At 46.9% G+C, this 18,142-nt stretch carries 12 protein-coding genes and 1 tRNA gene; all 13 read left to right on the forward strand.

Features of this window, described 5'->3' with window-relative positions:
* The first annotated feature begins 96 nt into the window (after window positions 1-96).
* The 13 genes from leuB (at window position 97) to pheT (ending at window position 18,046) form a co-directional block, all read left to right on the forward strand.
* Window positions 97-1,182, forward strand: a complete 1,086-nt coding sequence (leuB, locus tag MKX75_RS08545) for a 3-isopropylmalate dehydrogenase (protein ID WP_076330251.1) — start codon at window positions 97-99, stop codon at window positions 1,180-1,182.
* A gap of 278 nt (window positions 1,183-1,460) precedes the next feature.
* The gene (locus MKX75_RS08550; protein WP_036610146.1) at window positions 1,461-2,000 is read left to right on the forward strand and encodes a peroxiredoxin; all 540 of its coding nucleotides are present in this window, start codon (window positions 1,461-1,463) and stop codon (window positions 1,998-2,000) included.
* 356 nt (window positions 2,001-2,356) lie between these two features.
* Window positions 2,357-2,773 carry a hypothetical protein gene (locus tag MKX75_RS08555; RefSeq protein ID WP_062833433.1) on the forward strand — a complete coding sequence of 139 codons (417 nt, stop codon included), beginning with the start codon at window positions 2,357-2,359 and terminating at the stop codon, window positions 2,771-2,773.
* Window positions 2,774-3,221: 448 nt separating this feature from the next.
* Window positions 3,222-4,328: a PAS domain-containing sensor histidine kinase gene (locus MKX75_RS08560; protein WP_062833434.1), complete on the forward strand. Its 1,107-nt coding sequence runs from the start codon at window positions 3,222-3,224 to the stop codon at window positions 4,326-4,328.
* A gap of 121 nt (window positions 4,329-4,449) precedes the next feature.
* Window positions 4,450-5,415 carry a MoxR family ATPase gene (locus tag MKX75_RS08565; RefSeq protein WP_339169309.1) on the forward strand — a complete coding sequence of 322 codons (966 nt, stop codon included), beginning with the start codon at window positions 4,450-4,452 and terminating at the stop codon, window positions 5,413-5,415.
* A gap of 4 nt (window positions 5,416-5,419) precedes the next feature.
* Entirely contained in the window at window positions 5,420-6,535 is a 1,116-nt protein-coding gene (locus MKX75_RS08570) for a DUF58 domain-containing protein (protein ID WP_339169310.1), read from the forward strand.
* A complete protein-coding gene (locus MKX75_RS08575; RefSeq protein ID WP_339169312.1) occupies window positions 6,532-7,845 on the forward strand; it encodes a hypothetical protein in 1,314 nt (437 codons plus the stop codon). The genes MKX75_RS08570 and MKX75_RS08575 overlap by 4 nt, the downstream gene beginning before the upstream one ends.
* 83 nt (window positions 7,846-7,928) lie before the next feature.
* Window positions 7,929-8,885 carry an aldolase catalytic domain-containing protein gene (locus MKX75_RS08580; protein WP_076330255.1) on the forward strand — a complete coding sequence of 319 codons (957 nt, stop codon included), beginning with the start codon at window positions 7,929-7,931 and terminating at the stop codon, window positions 8,883-8,885.
* Between the two features lie 290 nt (window positions 8,886-9,175).
* The gene (locus tag MKX75_RS08585) at window positions 9,176-11,302 is read left to right on the forward strand and encodes an EAL domain-containing protein (protein ID WP_062833439.1); all 2,127 of its coding nucleotides are present in this window, start codon (window positions 9,176-9,178) and stop codon (window positions 11,300-11,302) included.
* 162 nt (window positions 11,303-11,464) lie between these two features.
* Window positions 11,465-11,535 (forward strand) — tRNA-Gly (locus tag MKX75_RS08590).
* A gap of 450 nt (window positions 11,536-11,985) precedes the next feature.
* Window positions 11,986-13,878 carry an ABC-F type ribosomal protection protein gene (abc-f, locus tag MKX75_RS08595; protein ID WP_339169314.1) on the forward strand — a complete coding sequence of 631 codons (1,893 nt, stop codon included), beginning with the start codon at window positions 11,986-11,988 and terminating at the stop codon, window positions 13,876-13,878.
* A gap of 597 nt (window positions 13,879-14,475) precedes the next feature.
* Complete coding sequence (gene pheS / locus MKX75_RS08600) at window positions 14,476-15,510, forward strand: phenylalanine--tRNA ligase subunit alpha (protein WP_047842255.1); 1,035 nt, start codon at window positions 14,476-14,478, stop codon at window positions 15,508-15,510.
* 82 nt (window positions 15,511-15,592) lie between these two features.
* Window positions 15,593-18,046: a phenylalanine--tRNA ligase subunit beta gene (pheT, locus tag MKX75_RS08605; protein ID WP_339169316.1), complete on the forward strand. Its 2,454-nt coding sequence runs from the start codon at window positions 15,593-15,595 to the stop codon at window positions 18,044-18,046.
* The last annotated feature ends 96 nt before the right edge of the window (window positions 18,047-18,142 follow it).

Consider the following 18,142-nt stretch of genomic DNA (forward strand, 5'->3'; position numbering starts at 1 on the left):
GTCAAATGACCTTGGAATATGATACAAAAGAGAGAGTTAATATGAGACGTTACTTTATGAATAATTAATGAATGAAACATAAGGAGTGGACAACCCATGGCAGACGTGAAAAAAATTGCAGTTATTGCAGGTGACGGAATCGGTCCTGAAGTCGTAGCTGAGGCTGAGAAAGTTCTTAAACGTACAGAGGAAGTATTCGGTTACCGTTTTGAGACAGAGCATGCGTTGTTTGGTGGAATCGCGATTGATGAGAAGGGTACACCTCTTCCAGAAGAAACACTGACGGTATGTAAAAGTGCAGATGCGGTCCTGCTTGGAGCGGTTGGCGGTCCAAAATGGGATAACAACAGCAAGGAACTTCGTCCGGAAACAGGTTTGCTGGGTATTCGTAAAGCGCTCGGATTGTTCTCCAACCTGCGTCCGGCTGTCGTATTTGATTGCCTGAAGGATGCTTCAACTCTGAAGCCTGAAGTACTGGAAGGTACGGATCTGATGGTGGTACGTGAGTTGACTGGTGGGATCTACTTCGGTGAGAAGTTCAGACGTGAAAGTGCACAGGGCGAAGAGGCGGTAGATACTTGTGCATATAATGTAACGGAAGTGGAGCGGATCGTTCGTCAGGCGTTCGAGATTGCGCAAGGACGTCGCAAAAAGCTGGCTTCGGTAGACAAAGCCAACGTATTGGAAACTTCCCGTCTCTGGCGTGAAGTCGTGAACCGGGTAGCACCGGATTATCCGGATGTTGAACTGGAGCATGTACTTGTGGACAACTGCGCAATGCAATTGTTGCGCCGTCCAGCCAGCTTCGATGTCATCGTAACGGAAAATATGTTCGGAGATATCCTGAGTGATGAAGCAGCGATGCTGACGGGTTCCATCGGCATGCTGGCATCTGCATCACTGGGAGAGGGCAGCTTTGGACTTTATGAGCCGGTACACGGTTCTGCACCGGACATCGCTGGTCAAGGCCTTGCTAATCCGATTGCAACCATTCTCTCTTTGGCGCTGATGTTCCGCACAACCTTCGGTTATGCAGAAGGCGCGGACGCTATTGAAGCAGCTGTGTCTGATGTACTGAACGCAGGACACCGTACGAGTGATATTGCTGTAGACAAGAGCACAGCGATCAGCACAACCGAAATGGGCGATCTGATCGTCGCAGCTATTCAGAAACAGGCGTAATAATATTACCAACAACATGGCAGCCCTTTGTTTCCAGTTATGGAATGTACAAAGGGCTGTTCCTTTATCATTTTGGCACGAAAAATCCTTATTTATAATTATTATAAAAAAATAATGTTTATAATCTTGACTTTGGGAAGTCCGGATGATAACATTTTACTTGTACTTGTTATCAAGTATCAAATCATTTTAAATACAGGAAAAGCGTTTCGCGTTTTTCTTGATGATGAGCAATCCGCAAGGATGCTTACATAATCCCAAAGGAGGAATTTTTAGTTATGGCAGAACGTTTGGTTGGTAGACCAGCACCGGATTTCGCAATGGAAACAGTATCGGGAGATGGACAAGATTTCGGTTCCGTTAAACTGTCCGATTATCGTGGCAAATGGCTCGTATTCTTCTTTTATCCTTTGGACTTCACATTTGTGTGCCCAACTGAAATTACAGCTTTGAGCGTTGCTTCTGAGCAATTCAAAGCTTTGGATACTGAAATCCTTGGCGTGAGCGTAGACTCCGTACACAGCCACAAAGCATGGATCAATACACCTGTAGACAGCAATGGTCTGGGTCAATTGAACTTCCCATTGGCTTCCGATATCACGAAGCAAGTAGCTAAAGATTACGGCGTTCTGATCGAAGAAGAAGGCGTAGCATTGCGCGGTCTGTTCATCATCGATCCAGAAGGCGAACTGAAATATCAAGTAGTTAACCACAACGATGTAGGCCGTAGTGTTGAAGAAACACTTCGCGTACTGCAAGCACTGCAATCCGGCGGATTGTGTGCAATGAACTGGAAACCAGGCGACACTAACCTGTAAGCCAGGTTAACTTGAACGGTTTTTGTTCAAGCCCTCATCCCGTTAGGGATTGAGGGCTTTTTGCACCCTTTTGCCGGAAGTTATCACGAAGTTAATCAAAAGTGTTTGAACAAGCAGCTAAACGTGTTAATGATGTATTAGAAGAAAGTCTTCTTTTTATCTGTTGAAAGAGGAATTGATGGCCTTTAAGGCGAATAGGGTATGGAAACCCGGTAAATATTCCGGTGCTCTGCATTTATAATCTGTACATGAATGTGATACACTGATGGAACTATTCCTTTTCGGAAGTGCTGGAAGTGTACGGGATTGCATTTTAATAAAAAAGTCCCGGCACGTAATAAGGAGGGTGAACAAAAATGAGTTACTGTTGTGGGGCAAGTATGGTTGGAACGAAGGGCACGCTGAAGCATTACCGCACCCAGGTTCATAATGTTCCCCTGCTGTTTTGCCCGGTGTGTCATCGGGTTGAGGTGCATTATAAAGTGGAAAATGAATATGAGATTCTCGCAGAATACGCGCATGGAGACGGTGCATCCGAGATCGATTTTCAAGATTATGTAACAGAAGATGAAGATGCTATTTTCGAAAACTGTATAAACCGTGAGAGTGAGGATGCCATGGTCATTGTGCAGCGCCAGATTGATATGGCTCTTGATCTGCTCAGACTCGCGAAAGAAACAAAAGACGAGAAGTGGGAAAGTGAACTTAAACGTCGATTAGCTGTGATGAGTCAGCGCAGACTGAAAATTCAGCATAATAAGACCGGACTATAGATGTTCTCGGATATATCATAAAGTAAAGATATTAAAAACGAAGCTGATTTGCCTCCTGGGCGAAACGGCTTCGTTTTTGTGCATTGATCCGGAACTAATTCGAGGTTTTTTTTAAAATAATTTCCATTCGACACTTTCTCCGATTGACTCTCTTCTATAAACTTGTCTATGATAAAAACAGACTTGCAAAAGAGGCGGAGCAAAAAAATGTTCGTGTTTGGGAATAGGAGAATGTCAGAATGGGACAAACGTATATGATTTTCCGGATCGACTGTTGGTTACCGGGAATAGACCAGCTTGAGTTCCGGACATGCCATCCATATTTTCGGCTCAGCCCCCCAACGAAAGGGCACCGGTAATGAAAAATAAAATCGGCCCTTCCTGTTTCTGTGATGATATGATGTCCGAATGGCAAGTTTATCATTTACGTGAAAAGGAGGAACCTGACATGATTAGTGAATTTCAGGATACAGTGCCTCAACCAACGGATGGATTCCCGCCCGTACATCTGGATAACAACAAGTATGAGAATGTACTGGAACATCTGGATAGCGGTATTATGTTGTTTGACAGCCACGGTGTATTGACGTTTATTAACGTTCAGATGGCAAAATTGTTGGAGCTTCCAAGAAGTCTGTTGAGCGGCTGCACCCTGATGCAAATGCTGCATCATCCGCAGATGAGCCGATTCAAGAAAAAGAAAATTTTACGTATTTATCGGGAAACCATCTTCCACCGTAAGCGCTATCATGAGTTGATTGATGAATATGGAAGGCATTGGCTGGTTACTGTGACGTACGGGGATCAGATGGACGGAGACTTCTTGTTCAGCGTCAAGGATGTATCTGATTATAAACAGATTGAACAGACCGCTTATCAAAATGACAAACTTGCGATGCTGGGGCGCATTTCGGCATCTATTGCTCATGAAATTCGTAATCCGTTAACCGCAATCCGTGGGTTCATCCAGTTACTTCGGCCCCATCTGTTGCAGCTTGGCAAAGACGAGTACGCTCGCATCATACTGACAGAAATTGATCGGGCGAACGACATCATCTATGAATTCTTGAATTCTTCTAAACCGTCAGCCCCTCAGAAGACCGTGATGTCTGTCGACTCTTTGCTCAAAGAGGTGGTCTTGCTGACAGAGAGCGAAGGTTTGATGAAGGGATGCGAGATCACGTTGGATGAAGGGGATGCCCCGCTGAATGTGTCCATCGATGTCAAACAGATTAAGCAGGTTATTTTGAATATGGTGAAAAATGCAATGGATGCCATCGAGGAAGTCGGCGAAGAACACACCGGCCTGATTCGAATATCTACCGCTACGGAAAACAAGTTCGTGCAGATCTCCATCGCCGATAACGGTCAGGGAATGGATCATAACACACTTGTGCGTCTGTTTGATCCATTCTTCACGACGAAGGAGAGCGGAACGGGCCTGGGACTCTCGGTAAGTTACCGGATCATCAAGAACCATGGAGGTACCATCTCTGTGGATAGCAAAAAGGGCGAAGGTACGCGGTTTATGATTATGTTACCCTTGGTATATTGAGAAGAGTGGGGCGTAAAGGAGTCGGCAAATAGCCGACTCCTTTGTTTTATGTTGCCAATTAGGGTTATAGTTAGTAATGAATGCGAATACATAAGCTCCATTAACGGAAGGATGAGATACGATGGAAATCCAAGGAATGGAACGAATGAATCAACAAATGATGGATCACGTGGGAAAAGTGATCGTGGGCAAAGAGCATACCATAGAGCTGGTGATGACAGCGATCATAGCATCAGGACATGTGTTGCTGGAGGATGTACCGGGTACCGGGAAAACGATGCTCGCCAAATCGGTAGCCTCCTCATTGGACTGTACATTCCAGCGTATACAGTTTACACCGGACTTATTGCCATCTGACTTGACAGGTATTCATTTCTTCAATCAAAAAGAAGGGGATTTTGAATTCAGACCTGGCCCCTTGTTCGCCAATCTTGTGCTAGCGGACGAGATTAACCGTGCTACACCGCGTACGCAATCAAGCTTGCTGGAGTGCATGGAAGAGCGCCAAATCAGTATCGATGGTTCAACGAGACAGCTGGAGCGGCCATTTATCGTTATTGCTACCCAGAACCCCATAGATAACCAGGGAACTTTTCCGTTACCTGAAGCGCAGATGGATCGTTTTATGATGAAAATTCGCATGGGTTATCCAAGCAGTGAAGAGAGTGTAGAAATTTTGAGACGTACGGTAGCCAGCCGCTCTGTTGACGATTTGTCGGCAGTGATCAGTCGTGAAGAACTTTTGAAGGCCCAGGATACGTATAAAACAGTGCAAATCAACGAAGATTTGCTACGATATATCATTCAGTTAACCGAAGCGACAAGGCAACATCCCGAGCTCTCGCTTGGCGTAAGTCCACGAGGGGCTCAGGCGTTACTCAAGGCAAGTCAGGCCTGGGCTGCACTGCATGGCAGAGACTTTGTTTTGCCGGATGATATTAAAGTTCTGGCGGAACCTGTGCTGGCCCACCGCCTTGTATTTCGTAACCGGGTTAGACAACAAGAGGGCTTGGCTGAGCGCATCATCCAGGAACTTCTGAATCAGACAGAAGTGCCAACGGAGAACCTCGCTACAAGCGAGCGTTAGTCTTATGGCATTATTATGGCTTGTCCTTGTAGGAGGCATTGTCGTTGGCATACATGGTGTATGGTTCGGGCGACCTGCACTGCGAAAGCTCAAGTACAGCAGACAATTCAGCAAGCTGCGTTGTTATGCTGGAGATGAACTTGAGATGGTCGAGACGATATCGAATGAGAAACGAGTCTCCGTACCGTGGCTCAGACTTGAAGCGATGATGCCAGTGTCGTTTGTATTTCGTTCTGGCTCAGGAATGGATATTAGCCAAGGCGAAATCTATCAGAACCATAAGAGTATTTTTACGTTAAAACCGTTTACTCGTATTACGCGCAAGCATCCTTTTATATGTACTCAGCGTGGAATTTATTCATTAAATACAGCAACAATGACAGGTGGGGATCTCTTTGGCGTGTGGCGTTCCACCAAACCGATTCCTTTGCAAATGTCTATGGTCGTGTACCCTTCATTAGTAAATGCAGAGGATCTTCCTGCAATTTATCAGGTATGGCAGGGAGAAGTGGAAGTATCACGATGGATCGTCGAAGATCCGTTCCTGATTCTGGGTGTTCGCCCTTATGGTGCAGGCGACCCCATGAATCGTATCCACTGGAAAGCGAGCGCACGTACGGGCGAATTACAAGTTTACAAGCAGGGATGGACAGCAGATCCGCAATCATGGATTGTAGTTAACATTCAGGAGTCAGCAGATATGTGGAGTGTAGTCACTCGACCAGAGAAGATCGAACGGGCCCTTCGTTACGCTGCTACAGCTGCAGTGGATGCGATCGGTAGAGGGTTGCCGGCAGGCTTCGCTCATAATGGTTATCATGTGGGTGGAGGTCGCGATGCACTTCGGATTGAGCCGGATTACGGCACACCCCATCTGGAAAGGGTACTGGAAGCCATGGCTGCGACCGAGTTGAAATGCATGGTGCCTATGGAGCAATTCCTGAATGATGAAGTACGTTTGAACGAAGAAGCACAGCAAATCCGCAGCTATCTGCTGATTACATCCTATGTATCTGCCGCTATGGAGCACGAGATCGCCCGTCTGCACGAACAAGGACATCGCGTGACGATTCTTCCGGTAGAAGACGTGAAGGGTGATATGAAGGCGGTGAGTGCATGAGGGACAGACAGGTAGCGACGACCAAGGGACTCATAGCGATGCTTGCCGTCTTGATGGCGGCCATATACCTTTTTCCAATATTTACGATTGCTTCATTTTACGCCATGGAACATTTGCCGTACACACTATTCATCCTGGTTGTGCTAGTGGGTTGGTTGGGACAATTCATTCAGCATAAAATTCCGGTCTTTAGCGAGAAAAGTACATTTATTCGTGGATTAACGGCACTCGTCATAGGGCTTTTCTTCGGACTTGTAATTGGGATAAGCCTCATTCTTCCGATGCCGGATATCATCACCTTAGTGCTGTGTGGAGTCATCTCGGCTTATGCAGGTCTGACCTTCGAGGCAGCTTTTCATTCTGTTTTGTTATGGCGTTTGCAGATTGCGGGGGTAATCAGTGCGATCGTGCTTACGGTTGCTTCGAACCAATTGGAATTCATGCAGCCGATACAAGCCTACACCCTGTGGATCTATGTTGCGGGAGTGATCAGCTTTGCCTTCTGGCTGGTTGGACGATATATGCTGCAACTGGATCAGGCAATGCTCAATGACGGCAAGAGAAAATTAGTATTGCGTGAGTTTGCGCGTGCGAATCATCAGCGGTTCATGTGGATGTTTATTGTCATCGTTGCGATCGGTGCTTTCCCAAGTCTGGCTGCATGGCTGCGGCCGCTACGTGACCGCTTGCTTGCATGGATCAGGGGATGGTTTGGTCCGATTTCCGGCGAGGAGCCACGATTGCCAATGGACAACCCCAATCAGCCGCTAAATATACCGAATGACTGGAGAGAGCCGCCATCCGAGCCCTCAGTCTTCTGGAACATTTTAGGGTGGGTAGTGATGTGTGCTGTAGCAGGAGCAATCCTGTGGCTGCTTCTGAGGTTCGGACAAAAAACGATAAACAGACTTATGGATCGATTCAAGGGAATGCTACAACCAGGTGCGAAGAAGGCAGAACCACGTACGGAGTATATGGATGTCAGTGAGACGCTTGAGGCGCCGGAAAAAGTTCGAAAGACTTGGTTTCGGAAGAAAGAAACGCCACCTGTGCAGGATACTGAACGTGTTCGGTATTACTATCGGACTTGGATTGACAAGGCTGCCCATCGAGGAGTGAGAATACAGGGGACACACACTCCGCTGGAGGCTGCCCAGACCATCATTCAAAATGGTGTGAAGCAAGAAGAAGATGAGCTGTCTACGAAACTGCCAGATACGTATAACAGCGTGCGTTATGGAGGAAAAGTCCCGGATCGTTCCGATATGGTTGAGATTGACCGAATCTGGAAATCTTATCGAAGTAAATAAGTCCGGAATCCCTTTACTTTTCTTGTCACGTTCAAGTATCATGAGAGGAATACACAAGTTGGTCAGAAAAGGAGCAGACATTAATGAAGACAAATCATTGCAAAATTGTAGATTGTACGATCCGTGATGGCGGATTAGTGAATAATTGGGACTTTAGCGTGGACTTTGTTCAACAGCTGTATGCTGGGTTGAATGAAGCTGGCGTTGATTATATGGAAATTGGATATAAAAACTCTCCGAAGTTGCTGAAAGGTGCGGAGGAAGCGGGACCTTGGCGTTTCCTGAATGATGATTTCTTGCGTAAAGTTATTCCTCAAAAAGGAAATACCAAACTGTCTGCATTGGTTGACGTTGGACGTGTGGATGAGAACGACATCTTGCCTCGCAGCGAGAGCATGCTGGATCTGATCCGGGTTGCCTGCTACAGCAAAGATGTAGACAAGGCACTTGCACTGGTTCAAACATTCCATGATCGTGGATATGAAACAACACTGAATATTATGGCACTCTCCAATGTTATGGAGAATGAGTTGCTGGAAGCATTTGAATTGATCAAAGAAAGCTCCGTAGATGTGGTTTACATTGTAGATTCCTACGGTAGCCTCGATCATAATGATGTGAAATACCTGGTAGAGAAGTTCAAGACTCACTTGCCTAACAAGCGTCTTGGGGTTCACACACATAACAACATGCAACTCGCGTTCTCCAACACATTGGTTGCGGCGGAGTTGGGAGTTGAACTGCTTGATGCTTCTGTATATGGTATGGGACGTGCAGCAGGTAACTGCCCAACTGAATTGCTCGTAGCTCATCTGAAAGGTACGAAATACAATCTGCGCCCAGTACTTGGTGTACTGGAACAGCTGATGGTACCCCTGAGAGAAAAAGAAGAGTGGGGCTACATTCTACCTTACATGATCACAGGTGCATTGGACGAGCATCCACGTTCGGCGATGGCGCTTCGTTCATCGGAAGACAAGGATAAGGTTGTTGATTTCTATGATAAGTTAACAACACCAGAAGTGAATTTCGACAAGTAATATAGTCTGAAATACAGTTGCAAACTAGGAAAACATGGACTCTTCCCCGAGATCCATGTTTTTTTAGTTCTTAATGCCTTGTTTTTCTCCATTTTTATGAATAAATATTCCTAGGAGTAACTATTTTTTAGTTCACGTATACAGAATTAAATGTTATTATGTACCAGATAGCATGTGTATGCATGTGAATTGAACGTTGGTAAATATGTTTTTTGTCGAATTGTGTAGTGAGCTTGGCAAGTTTGGTTAATGTAATTCAGGATAGGTGATCCCGGGAAGGAAAACACGGCATGAAGGTTAATCTGCAAGATCAGAGAAAAATAGGTTGGGTCGCTGTATGCGGCTTATTGTGTTTCCTCGCAAGTCAATGGTTTCGTTCTTCTTCAAGCTCTGATCTGATCATATCGGGTTACCCTGTTTTGACACTCTTGGGTGGATTCGCTGCGGCGGCGGCTTGTATCGGCATTTATAATCAAAGCTGGTTGTTTCGGACACAGAAGCTCACCCTGCGGAGGGTGTTGTTGACAACACTCTTTTTATTGATTGGTCTGTTTGAACTGGTTCATATCGTTTCATTTGCAGAAGAGATTCCGAACGGAGCGATGATGGAATCGGAATTCTCCTTAATGATGTCAACCATGGGATCTATGGTATGTTCAGTAGGTTTACTGCTTGTGTATACCATAAATGAGAAGGAAATTGCGTTACCGCGCAAATTCTTACTGTTCAGTGGGACATTGGGTACCTTTGTTATTTTATACACATTGGCTATTCAGGAATGGAGCATGTTGCCGAATATGCTTGAGGGTGAAGTGCTTGGTGGGATTTTCACCCGGGTTCATTTTATGGTCGGATTGCTGTATGGCATTATTGCCGTAATTTTGTTTGTACAATGGAAAAAAACCAAGGATGGTGACTTGCCGTCCATTCTATGCGGCATTCTGTGTTTCTTCTTTGGGGAATGTTATTTTGTTTCCGCCACAGGGGTGAACGATCTCAATCTGCTGCTCGGATTGCTGAGTAACTGTATGGCATATTTTTTCATCCAAAAAGGGTTGTACACGTCCGTTGTGGATACGCCCTTCCTGCAACAGCAGGTTGCTGAAGCCAAGATGAATTACATTGCCCATCATGAGGATGTGACGGGGCTTCCAAACCGTCGTCGCCTTTCGCAGCGGTTGAAAATGATGATGGATGATGCCGTGGTGGAGGAACAGCTTGTCGGGGTGCTCGTCCTGAATATTAATCGGTTCAAGACCATTAATGATTCGCTTGGACAGCAAGCAGCTAACCGGGTTCTGCGCCAGGTAGGTCAACGTCTGAAACATTCGTCACTTCCAGGAGAAGAAGTATTCGGCCTGGGAAGAGATGAGTTTGCATTGACGATGACAGATTTCAGCACAACCGATACAGCGTTGCGGAGAACAAGATCCATTTTGCAACTCTTCGAGAAGCCAGTCCTGGTTGATGGTAATGAGTATCATCTTACACTTGGAATCGGGATGGCTATTTTCCCGCACGATGGCGAGTCACCGCAGGAGATTATTCAGAATGCAGATACGGCTCTGCACAATGCCAAGGAACAGGGCATGGAATTGAACCGTTATGCTCATGCGATGCAGATGAAAGCACAGGAGCGTTTGCAGCTTGAGAATGATCTGCGCAAAGCGTTGGATCGAGGTCAATTCTACCTGGTCTACCAGCCGCAGGTTAATCTGCAAAGTGGACTAATCGTCGGCATGGAAGCATTGGTGCGTTGGCAGCATCCGCAGCGAGGCTCGGTATCTCCGGCGGAATTTATTCCTCTGGCAGAAGAGAGTGGGTTAATTGTACCGCTTGGCGAATGGGTGCTTCGTGAAGCGTGTGCACAGAATAAGCAGTGGCAGGAAGCGGGTTATCGTAAACTGTGTGTTTCGGTGAATCTGTCCATGAGACAGTTCAGGCATTCGCATCTATTGGACAATATCAATGGCATTCTCAAGGAGACTGGGCTTGAGCCGGTATGGCTTGAACTGGAGATTACGGAGAGTATGACATTTGATAAAGACCGAGCATTTGAGCAGTTACGTAAAATCAAAGAGATTGGTGTGCATATCAGTATTGATGATTTTGGAACGGGATACAGCTCGTTGCATTATCTGAAGGATCTGCCGATTGACCGGCTCAAGATTGACCGTTCATTCGTTAACGAGGTCATGGAGGACAGCAATAATGCTGCGATCGTATCCACCATCACTTCAATGGCACATCATTTACATCTGAAAGTAACGGCTGAGGGCGTGGAGAACGAAGATCAGATGGTCTTTCTTCGTAATCAGCACTGTCACGAGGCTCAAGGGTATTTCTTCAGTAAACCAATTGAAGCCGCTGATTTCGAAAAGCGGTTTTTGAGAGATGTGGATAAACCCACAGGATAGGGAACAGCGGGGGCGCGTGAGTGCTCCTGCTTTTTTATAGATGGACGCTTAATGAAAAAAATGGTAAATATGACTTGCATGCTACAGAGAATCATGGTATATTATTTTTTGTAAAATCACTGTTAACTTCCGAACGGAACTTAATTATGAATCATCAATCATGCGGGTGTAGTTCAATGGTAGAACTTTAGCCTTCCAAGCTAATAGCGTGGGTTCGATTCCCATCACCCGCTTAACGAAGCAGTACCCAGAGCCCTTGCGATGCAAGGGCTTTTTTCTTTTGCCCTAAAAGAAATATGGGGGTAACCTTTGCTTTTTAACAATGATCTGGTACAATAACGGAGAAATTGATACTACACATGAATGAGAGGTAACCATACGTCCCATGAAGTAAAACACATGAATTGAACCCCAGTTAACTGCAGACGGTTTTATGACGCAGTCAGCCAGAGCGGCTGAGCATTGAGGGGATTCGTGTGTCCAAATTCAGCTATGGGAAAAGGTATGGAGCAAGTAAGCCTTTGAGGTTTACGTGTACCCTCTGATTGGGGTTTCTTTGTTCATGCCGTAGCTTACCTTAGATCTGTCTTTGAATGCTTGATCCAACCCTAAATTGCCAAACCGCCGGCTGATGCCAGCGGTTTTTTTGTTCAGCAAAAAGGATGCAGGAAGGATGAGGCCTCATGATGACATTGGTACGCTTACATGAAGTATCAAAAGAGTGGAACGGTATTGAATTGTTTACAGGATTGAATTTGGAGATTAATGAGGGCGAGAGACTCGCCATTCTGGGTCGCAACGGATGCGGCAAGACAACGTTGTTACGCATCATTTTGGGTGAAGAGCATGGTGGTGGAAGAATTGAACGACATATCCCGCAGCAGGAATGGGGGTTCATGCGCCAGCGCTCGGAGATTGAGGATGGCATGAATGTACTGGATGCGGTCCGGCGTGAGAGCGGTCAGATCTATGAAGTGAAATGGAAATTGGAAGAACTGGAACAGCGCTTGAGCATTAGCGGTGAGGCTGATGATGAGCTGCTTGCAGCCTATACGCAAGTCATAGAGCAATATGAACAGCTGAACGGTTATATGTGGGAGACCGAAGTAGAGAAGGTGCTGACACGCCTTGGATTATCCGCAGAGCATTGGAACAGACCCTATCTTTCCTTGAGCGGTGGACAAAAAACAAAGGCCCGTTTGGCTGGCCTGCTTGTCAGCAAACCCAAATTCCTGATCCTGGATGAACCGACAAATCATCTGGATGAGGGAAGCATGCGTTGGCTGGAAGAGTGGTTATCCTCATACGAAGGTACGCTGTTATTTGTATCACACGATCGTACGTTTATTGATCAGGTAGCAACAGGAGTCGTCGAGTTCAGTCCAGATGCCCTGACCAAATACAAGGGCGGATACTCTGACTACAAGATCCACAAAGAGCGTGAATTACGCGAACAGGAAACGATCTACCGCAGGCAGGAATTGGAACGTAAGGCGCTGGAAGAAACGATTCGAAATTATCAGGAATGGTTCCATAAAGCGCATAATTCGGCGACTGATGTGGAGATGAAGATCACCCAGAGCTTCTACAAGGCCAAAGCTAACAAGAATATTTCACGTTACCATGCCAAACAAAAACAGCTGGAGCGTTTGGAGCGGGAACGGGTGGATAAGCCTCGTGAAGCTGCAAAGTTAAACATGGAATTACAGATGAATACACTGGCTGCACGCCAGCTGCTTGCGCTGGAAGAGGTGAGTTTTTCATATACAGGTAACCAGCTCTTGCTTCGCGACCTTCGAATCGCTGTGGAACGCGGAGATCGTCTTGCCGTACGGGGCCCTAATGGAACGGGCAAGACGACACTGTTGAAGCTGATGATTGGTGAGCTGGAACCTTCGCAAGGCAAGGTCACAAGGCATCCACAGCTGAGAATCGGTTACTTTTCACAAGAGCTGGAAGGACTTCCCGAGAATCTGACGCTGCTGGACAGCTTGCTTACCCTTCCATCCATGACACAAAGTGCGGCACGTACCATTCTGGGATGTTTCCTGTTTTCCAGGGATGATGTGTTCAAGCGCATTGGGGATTTGAGCATGGGGGAAAAGTGCAGAGTGGCATTTCTGAGACTGTACTTTGGCGGAGCGAATCTGCTGGTGCTGGATGAGCCGACCAACTATCTGGACATCGATACCCAGGAAGTCATGGAGAATGTATTGAAACAGGCTTCAGGTGCTTTGGTGCTTGTATCTCACGACCGGATGCTAACGAAGTCACTAGCGAATCGCTTGTGCGATCTGGAACCTGGTGGCACAGCAACCCTGTTTGAAGGAAGTGTGCCGGATTGGGAGGAGTCCATTAAACTTCGGGAGCTGGCGCTCGAGACCCGGGAATCTGATGACGAACGGTTGCGATTGCAGATGCGCTTATCCGAGTTACTGTCTCCTGTGAGCGCTGTTGGAAAAGACAGTCTGACACTGCCTGAACATGAGAGTGAACGAGCAGTCGAGGCAACGGAGATTCGCGAAATCCAGCAGCGCCTGAAACAATTGAAAGATAAGGGTGCAAGCATAAATTAGAAGATGGACGGCTTGCTATTTCAATCTATTTTGCATATAATTATGAACGATCATCGATGGTTACATCGATATAGGGAAGTGTTCAAAAAGATCGGTTTTCAGTACCAAGAAGATGGGATGAAGATAGAAATGGAGTAGCGGAGCGTAGGGAAAACTACGTGAGCAACGGACATTTCGGCTGAATGCCATATTCGATGCTGATGATGCCACAAGGTATCATTCGTAATCAAAAGCGAACTTTTTGACAACCTCTAGAGGTTTAACTTAAAAGCAAACGTGATGATGGAGATAAGTAAGCAGTACCTCTGGACAGGGAGGAAGCGCCGTAGATTGAGAGCGTTTCTGTAGAACAAGGCTGCCGAAATTCACTCCGAAGCGGTTCCCTGAACCTGTTTGTGTGCAGACACAGAGGCAACAGTAGGGGCAAACGGTTAACGGTCGTTATTCCGTACAAAGTGAGACAGAACGAGTTGCAGGCCAAAGGGGCCGTGCAGCAAGGGATGTCTAACAAGGGTGGTACCACGGTCTTTTCGTCCCTTCAGGGGAGAGAAGGCCTTTTTTTGTTGCAAAAACACCACAAAAAGGGGGCAATTACACATGAAAGAACGTTTAGAGGCATTAAAGATCGAAGCGCTGGAGCAGTTGTCTGGTGTGAATGATCCGCAGACGCTCAGTGATCTGCGTGTGAAGTATTTGGGGAAAAAGGGTGCATTGACTGAAATTTTGCGCGGAATGGGTGCGCTTAGTGCAGAGGAACGTCCAGTTATTGGTCAAGTAGCCAATGATGTTCGGGCTGCCATTGAGGAAGTCATCGACAGCAAGCAGGATCAGTTCCAGAAGGAAGAGACAGCGAAGCGTCTGCAATCCGAGAAAATTGATGTGACCCTGCCAGGACGTCGTGGACGTCAAGGCGGACTGCACCCACTGACTAAAGTGGTACAGGAGATCGAAGATATTTTCATCGGTATGGGATACCGCGTTGCAGAAGGTCCTGAAGTCGAAATGGATTATTACAACTTTGAAGCATTGAATCTGCCGAAGAATCACCCGGCGCGCGATATGCAGGATTCCTTCTATGTTACAGAAGACTTGTTGATGCGTACCCATACGTCTCCGGTTCAAGTACGTACCATGCAGAGCATGAAGGGCGAAGTGCCTGTCAAAGTCATCTGCCCAGGTAAAGTATACCGCCGTGATGACGACGATGCGACGCACTCTTTCCAATTCAACCAGGTTGAAGGATTGGTCATCAGCGAAAACATTCGTATGAGTGATCTGAAAGGAACCCTGCTGCAATTCGTGCGCGAAATGTTCGGTTCCCATACGGAAATTCGTCTGCGTCCAAGCTTCTTCCCGTTCACGGAGCCAAGTGCGGAAGTGGATGTAACGTGTGTACAATGTGGCGGCAGCGGCTGTCGGGTATGTAAGCAAACAGGCTGGCTTGAAATTTTGGGCGGCGGTATGGTTCACCCGAAAGTATTGGAAATGGGCGGCTATGATCCGGAGAAATACAGTGGTTTCGCATTTGGTATGGGTGTAGAACGTATCGCCATGCTGAAGTATGGTGTTGATGATATCCGTCACTTCTACAATAGTGATCTGACCTTCCTGAAGCAATTTGGACGGCTGTAATTTTAAGACAAGATAGATTAACCATATAGAGCAAGCGAATGAACCGGGAACACCAATTTATAGATGAAGGAAGTGAACGTCCATGAGAGTATCGACAGATTGGCTGTCTGATTATATTTCCCTTGAAGGTGTGACGCCACAGGAATTGGCAGAGAAAATCACCCGTGCGGGAGTAGAAATTGATGTAGTGGAGAACCGCAACAAGGGCGTGAATAAAGTTGTTGTGGGTTATGTGAAGAGCAAGGAGAAACACCCGGATGCCGACAAACTTAATGTATGTGTCATCGATGCCGGTCAGGAAGAAGATCTGCAAATCGTGTGTGGTGCGAAAAATGTGGATGCAGGCCAAAAAGTAGTCGTAGCCCTGGTTGGAGCGAAGCTCCCTGGTGGATTGGATATCAAAAAAGCCAAACTGCGCGGTGTTGTATCCCTTGGCATGATCTGTTCCGCCAAAGAGCTGGGCATGAACGACAAATTGCTGCCCAAAGATCAGCAGGAAGGTATTCTCGTTTTGCCGGAACAAACAGAGGTTGGCACGCCAATCAGCCAGGTTCTTGGTCTCGACGATCATGTGCTTGAACTGGACCTGACACCGAACCGTTCCGACTGTCTCAGCATGCGTGGTGCAGCTTATGAAGTGGGTGCCATCCTGGGTCGTGAAGTGAAGATTCCGAGTCCCAAAGATGAACTGGTTGAGGTTGGTGATGCGGCTGCGAATCATATCTCTGTAGAGATTAAGGCACAGGAGCAATGCAGTCACTATGCAGCTCGTTATGTAACAGGCATTAAGCTGGGTGCTTCCCCGCTGTGGATGCAAAACCGTCTGATGGCTGCGGGTGTTCGTCCGATTAATAATATCGTTGATATCACGAACTATGTCATGCTGGAATACGGTCAACCGCTACATGCATTTGATGCAGATAAGTTGGAAAAAGGCCATATTGAAGTGCGGATGGCCAACGAAGGCGAAACGATCGTTACGCTCGATGGTCAAGAGCGTAAGCTGGAGCCGCACATGTTGCTCATCACAGATGGAGTGAAACCGGTAGCCATCGCTGGGGTTATGGGTGGCGAGAATTCCGAGGTGTCGGAAAGCACGGTGAATCTGCTCTTGGAGTCCGCCAAGTTCGATGGCGGAACCGTTCGGAAAACGTCGCGCCAACTGGGGCTGCGTTCCGAAGCAAGCATGCGTTTTGAGAAGGAAGTAGACCCGGGCGCGGTCATTACGGCTTTGGATCGTGCGGCTGAACTGATTCAGCGTTATGCTGAAGGTGAAGTGCACCAAGGAATCGTGGAAGCTGGAGCGGAAGCTGCGGAGAAACGTGTAATTCAATTGTCGCTGGATCGACTGAATCGTTATCTGGGAACCGATCTGTCTTTGCTTGAGGTGAAAACCATTTTCGCTCGCTTGCACTTTGCATGTGGTGATGCTGATCAAGGATTGCTGGATGTGGAAGTACCAACACGCAGAGGGGATATTACGCTCGACGTAGACCTGTTTGAAGAGATTGCACGTCTGTACGGATATGACAACATTCCAACCACATGGATTGAAGGACCAACGACTCCGGGTGCTTATACACGCTCACAAGCAATGCGTCGCACCATTCGTGGATTGCTCTCAGGCAGTGGCTGGCAGGAAATGATCAGTTACTCCTTTGTACACCCGGATAAAGCGACTCTGTTCCCGGCGTTGACACAAGGTAGTAAAGCCGTGAAGCTCGCCATGCCTATGAGTGAGGACCGCAGTGTGCTTCGTACAAGTATTTTGCCGCAAATGCTGGATGCAGCGGTGTATAACATGAACCGTAAACAGGATTCACTGGCTGTATTTGAAGTGGGCAATGTATTCTTCACTGAAGAAGATCAGTTGACCAAGCAACCACATGAGATTCCGGTACTGGGCTTGCTGCTCACCGGGAATCGTGCAAGTCAGCAGTGGAATGTTGGAGCGGAGAAAGTAGACTTCTTCGATCTGAAAGGTGCGCTTGAGCATTTGTTCGCCTATGTAGGTCTGGAACAACGCATTCGCTTGGTAGCAAATAGCCCTGAAGGATTCCATCCGGGACGCTCTGCATCGGTTTACCTGGAAGGGAAGGATGGCGGAGAAGGCACATTGATCGGTACAATGGGTCAATTGCATCCGGAACTGCAACAGCAGTATGATCTGAATGATGTGTACATCGCAGAGATTGCACTTGAATCGATCTACAGTGAAGCAGACGCTGACATTCGTTATCGTGAGCTTCCGCGTTTCCCAGCAATGGAACGGGATATCGCGGTTGTTGTGAATGAGGATATTGAAGCTGGAGATATGCTGCGCGCCATTCGTGAATCTGCGGGTGAGTTGCTGCAAACCGTACAGGTATTCGATGTGTTTACTGGAAGTAAACTGGGTGAAAACAAGAAGAGCGTGGCAATGGCACTAGTGTACCGGAATCGTGAACGTACACTGACCGATGAGGAAGTTACTGAAGTTCATGCACGTGTAGTGGCTCGTCTGGAAGAGCAATTTGGAGCGGAATTGCGTAAATAGGACAGAAGAAGATTTTTTGAACAAAGATTAGCAGGAATTGTTTGAAGTCACATCGAATCCTTAGCATTAGAGGATCGATGTGACTTTTTTGTGATT

The organism is Paenibacillus sp. FSL R5-0341, from assembly GCF_037975235.1.
Classification (GTDB): Bacteria; Bacillota; Bacilli; order Paenibacillales; family Paenibacillaceae; genus Paenibacillus; species Paenibacillus amylolyticus_A.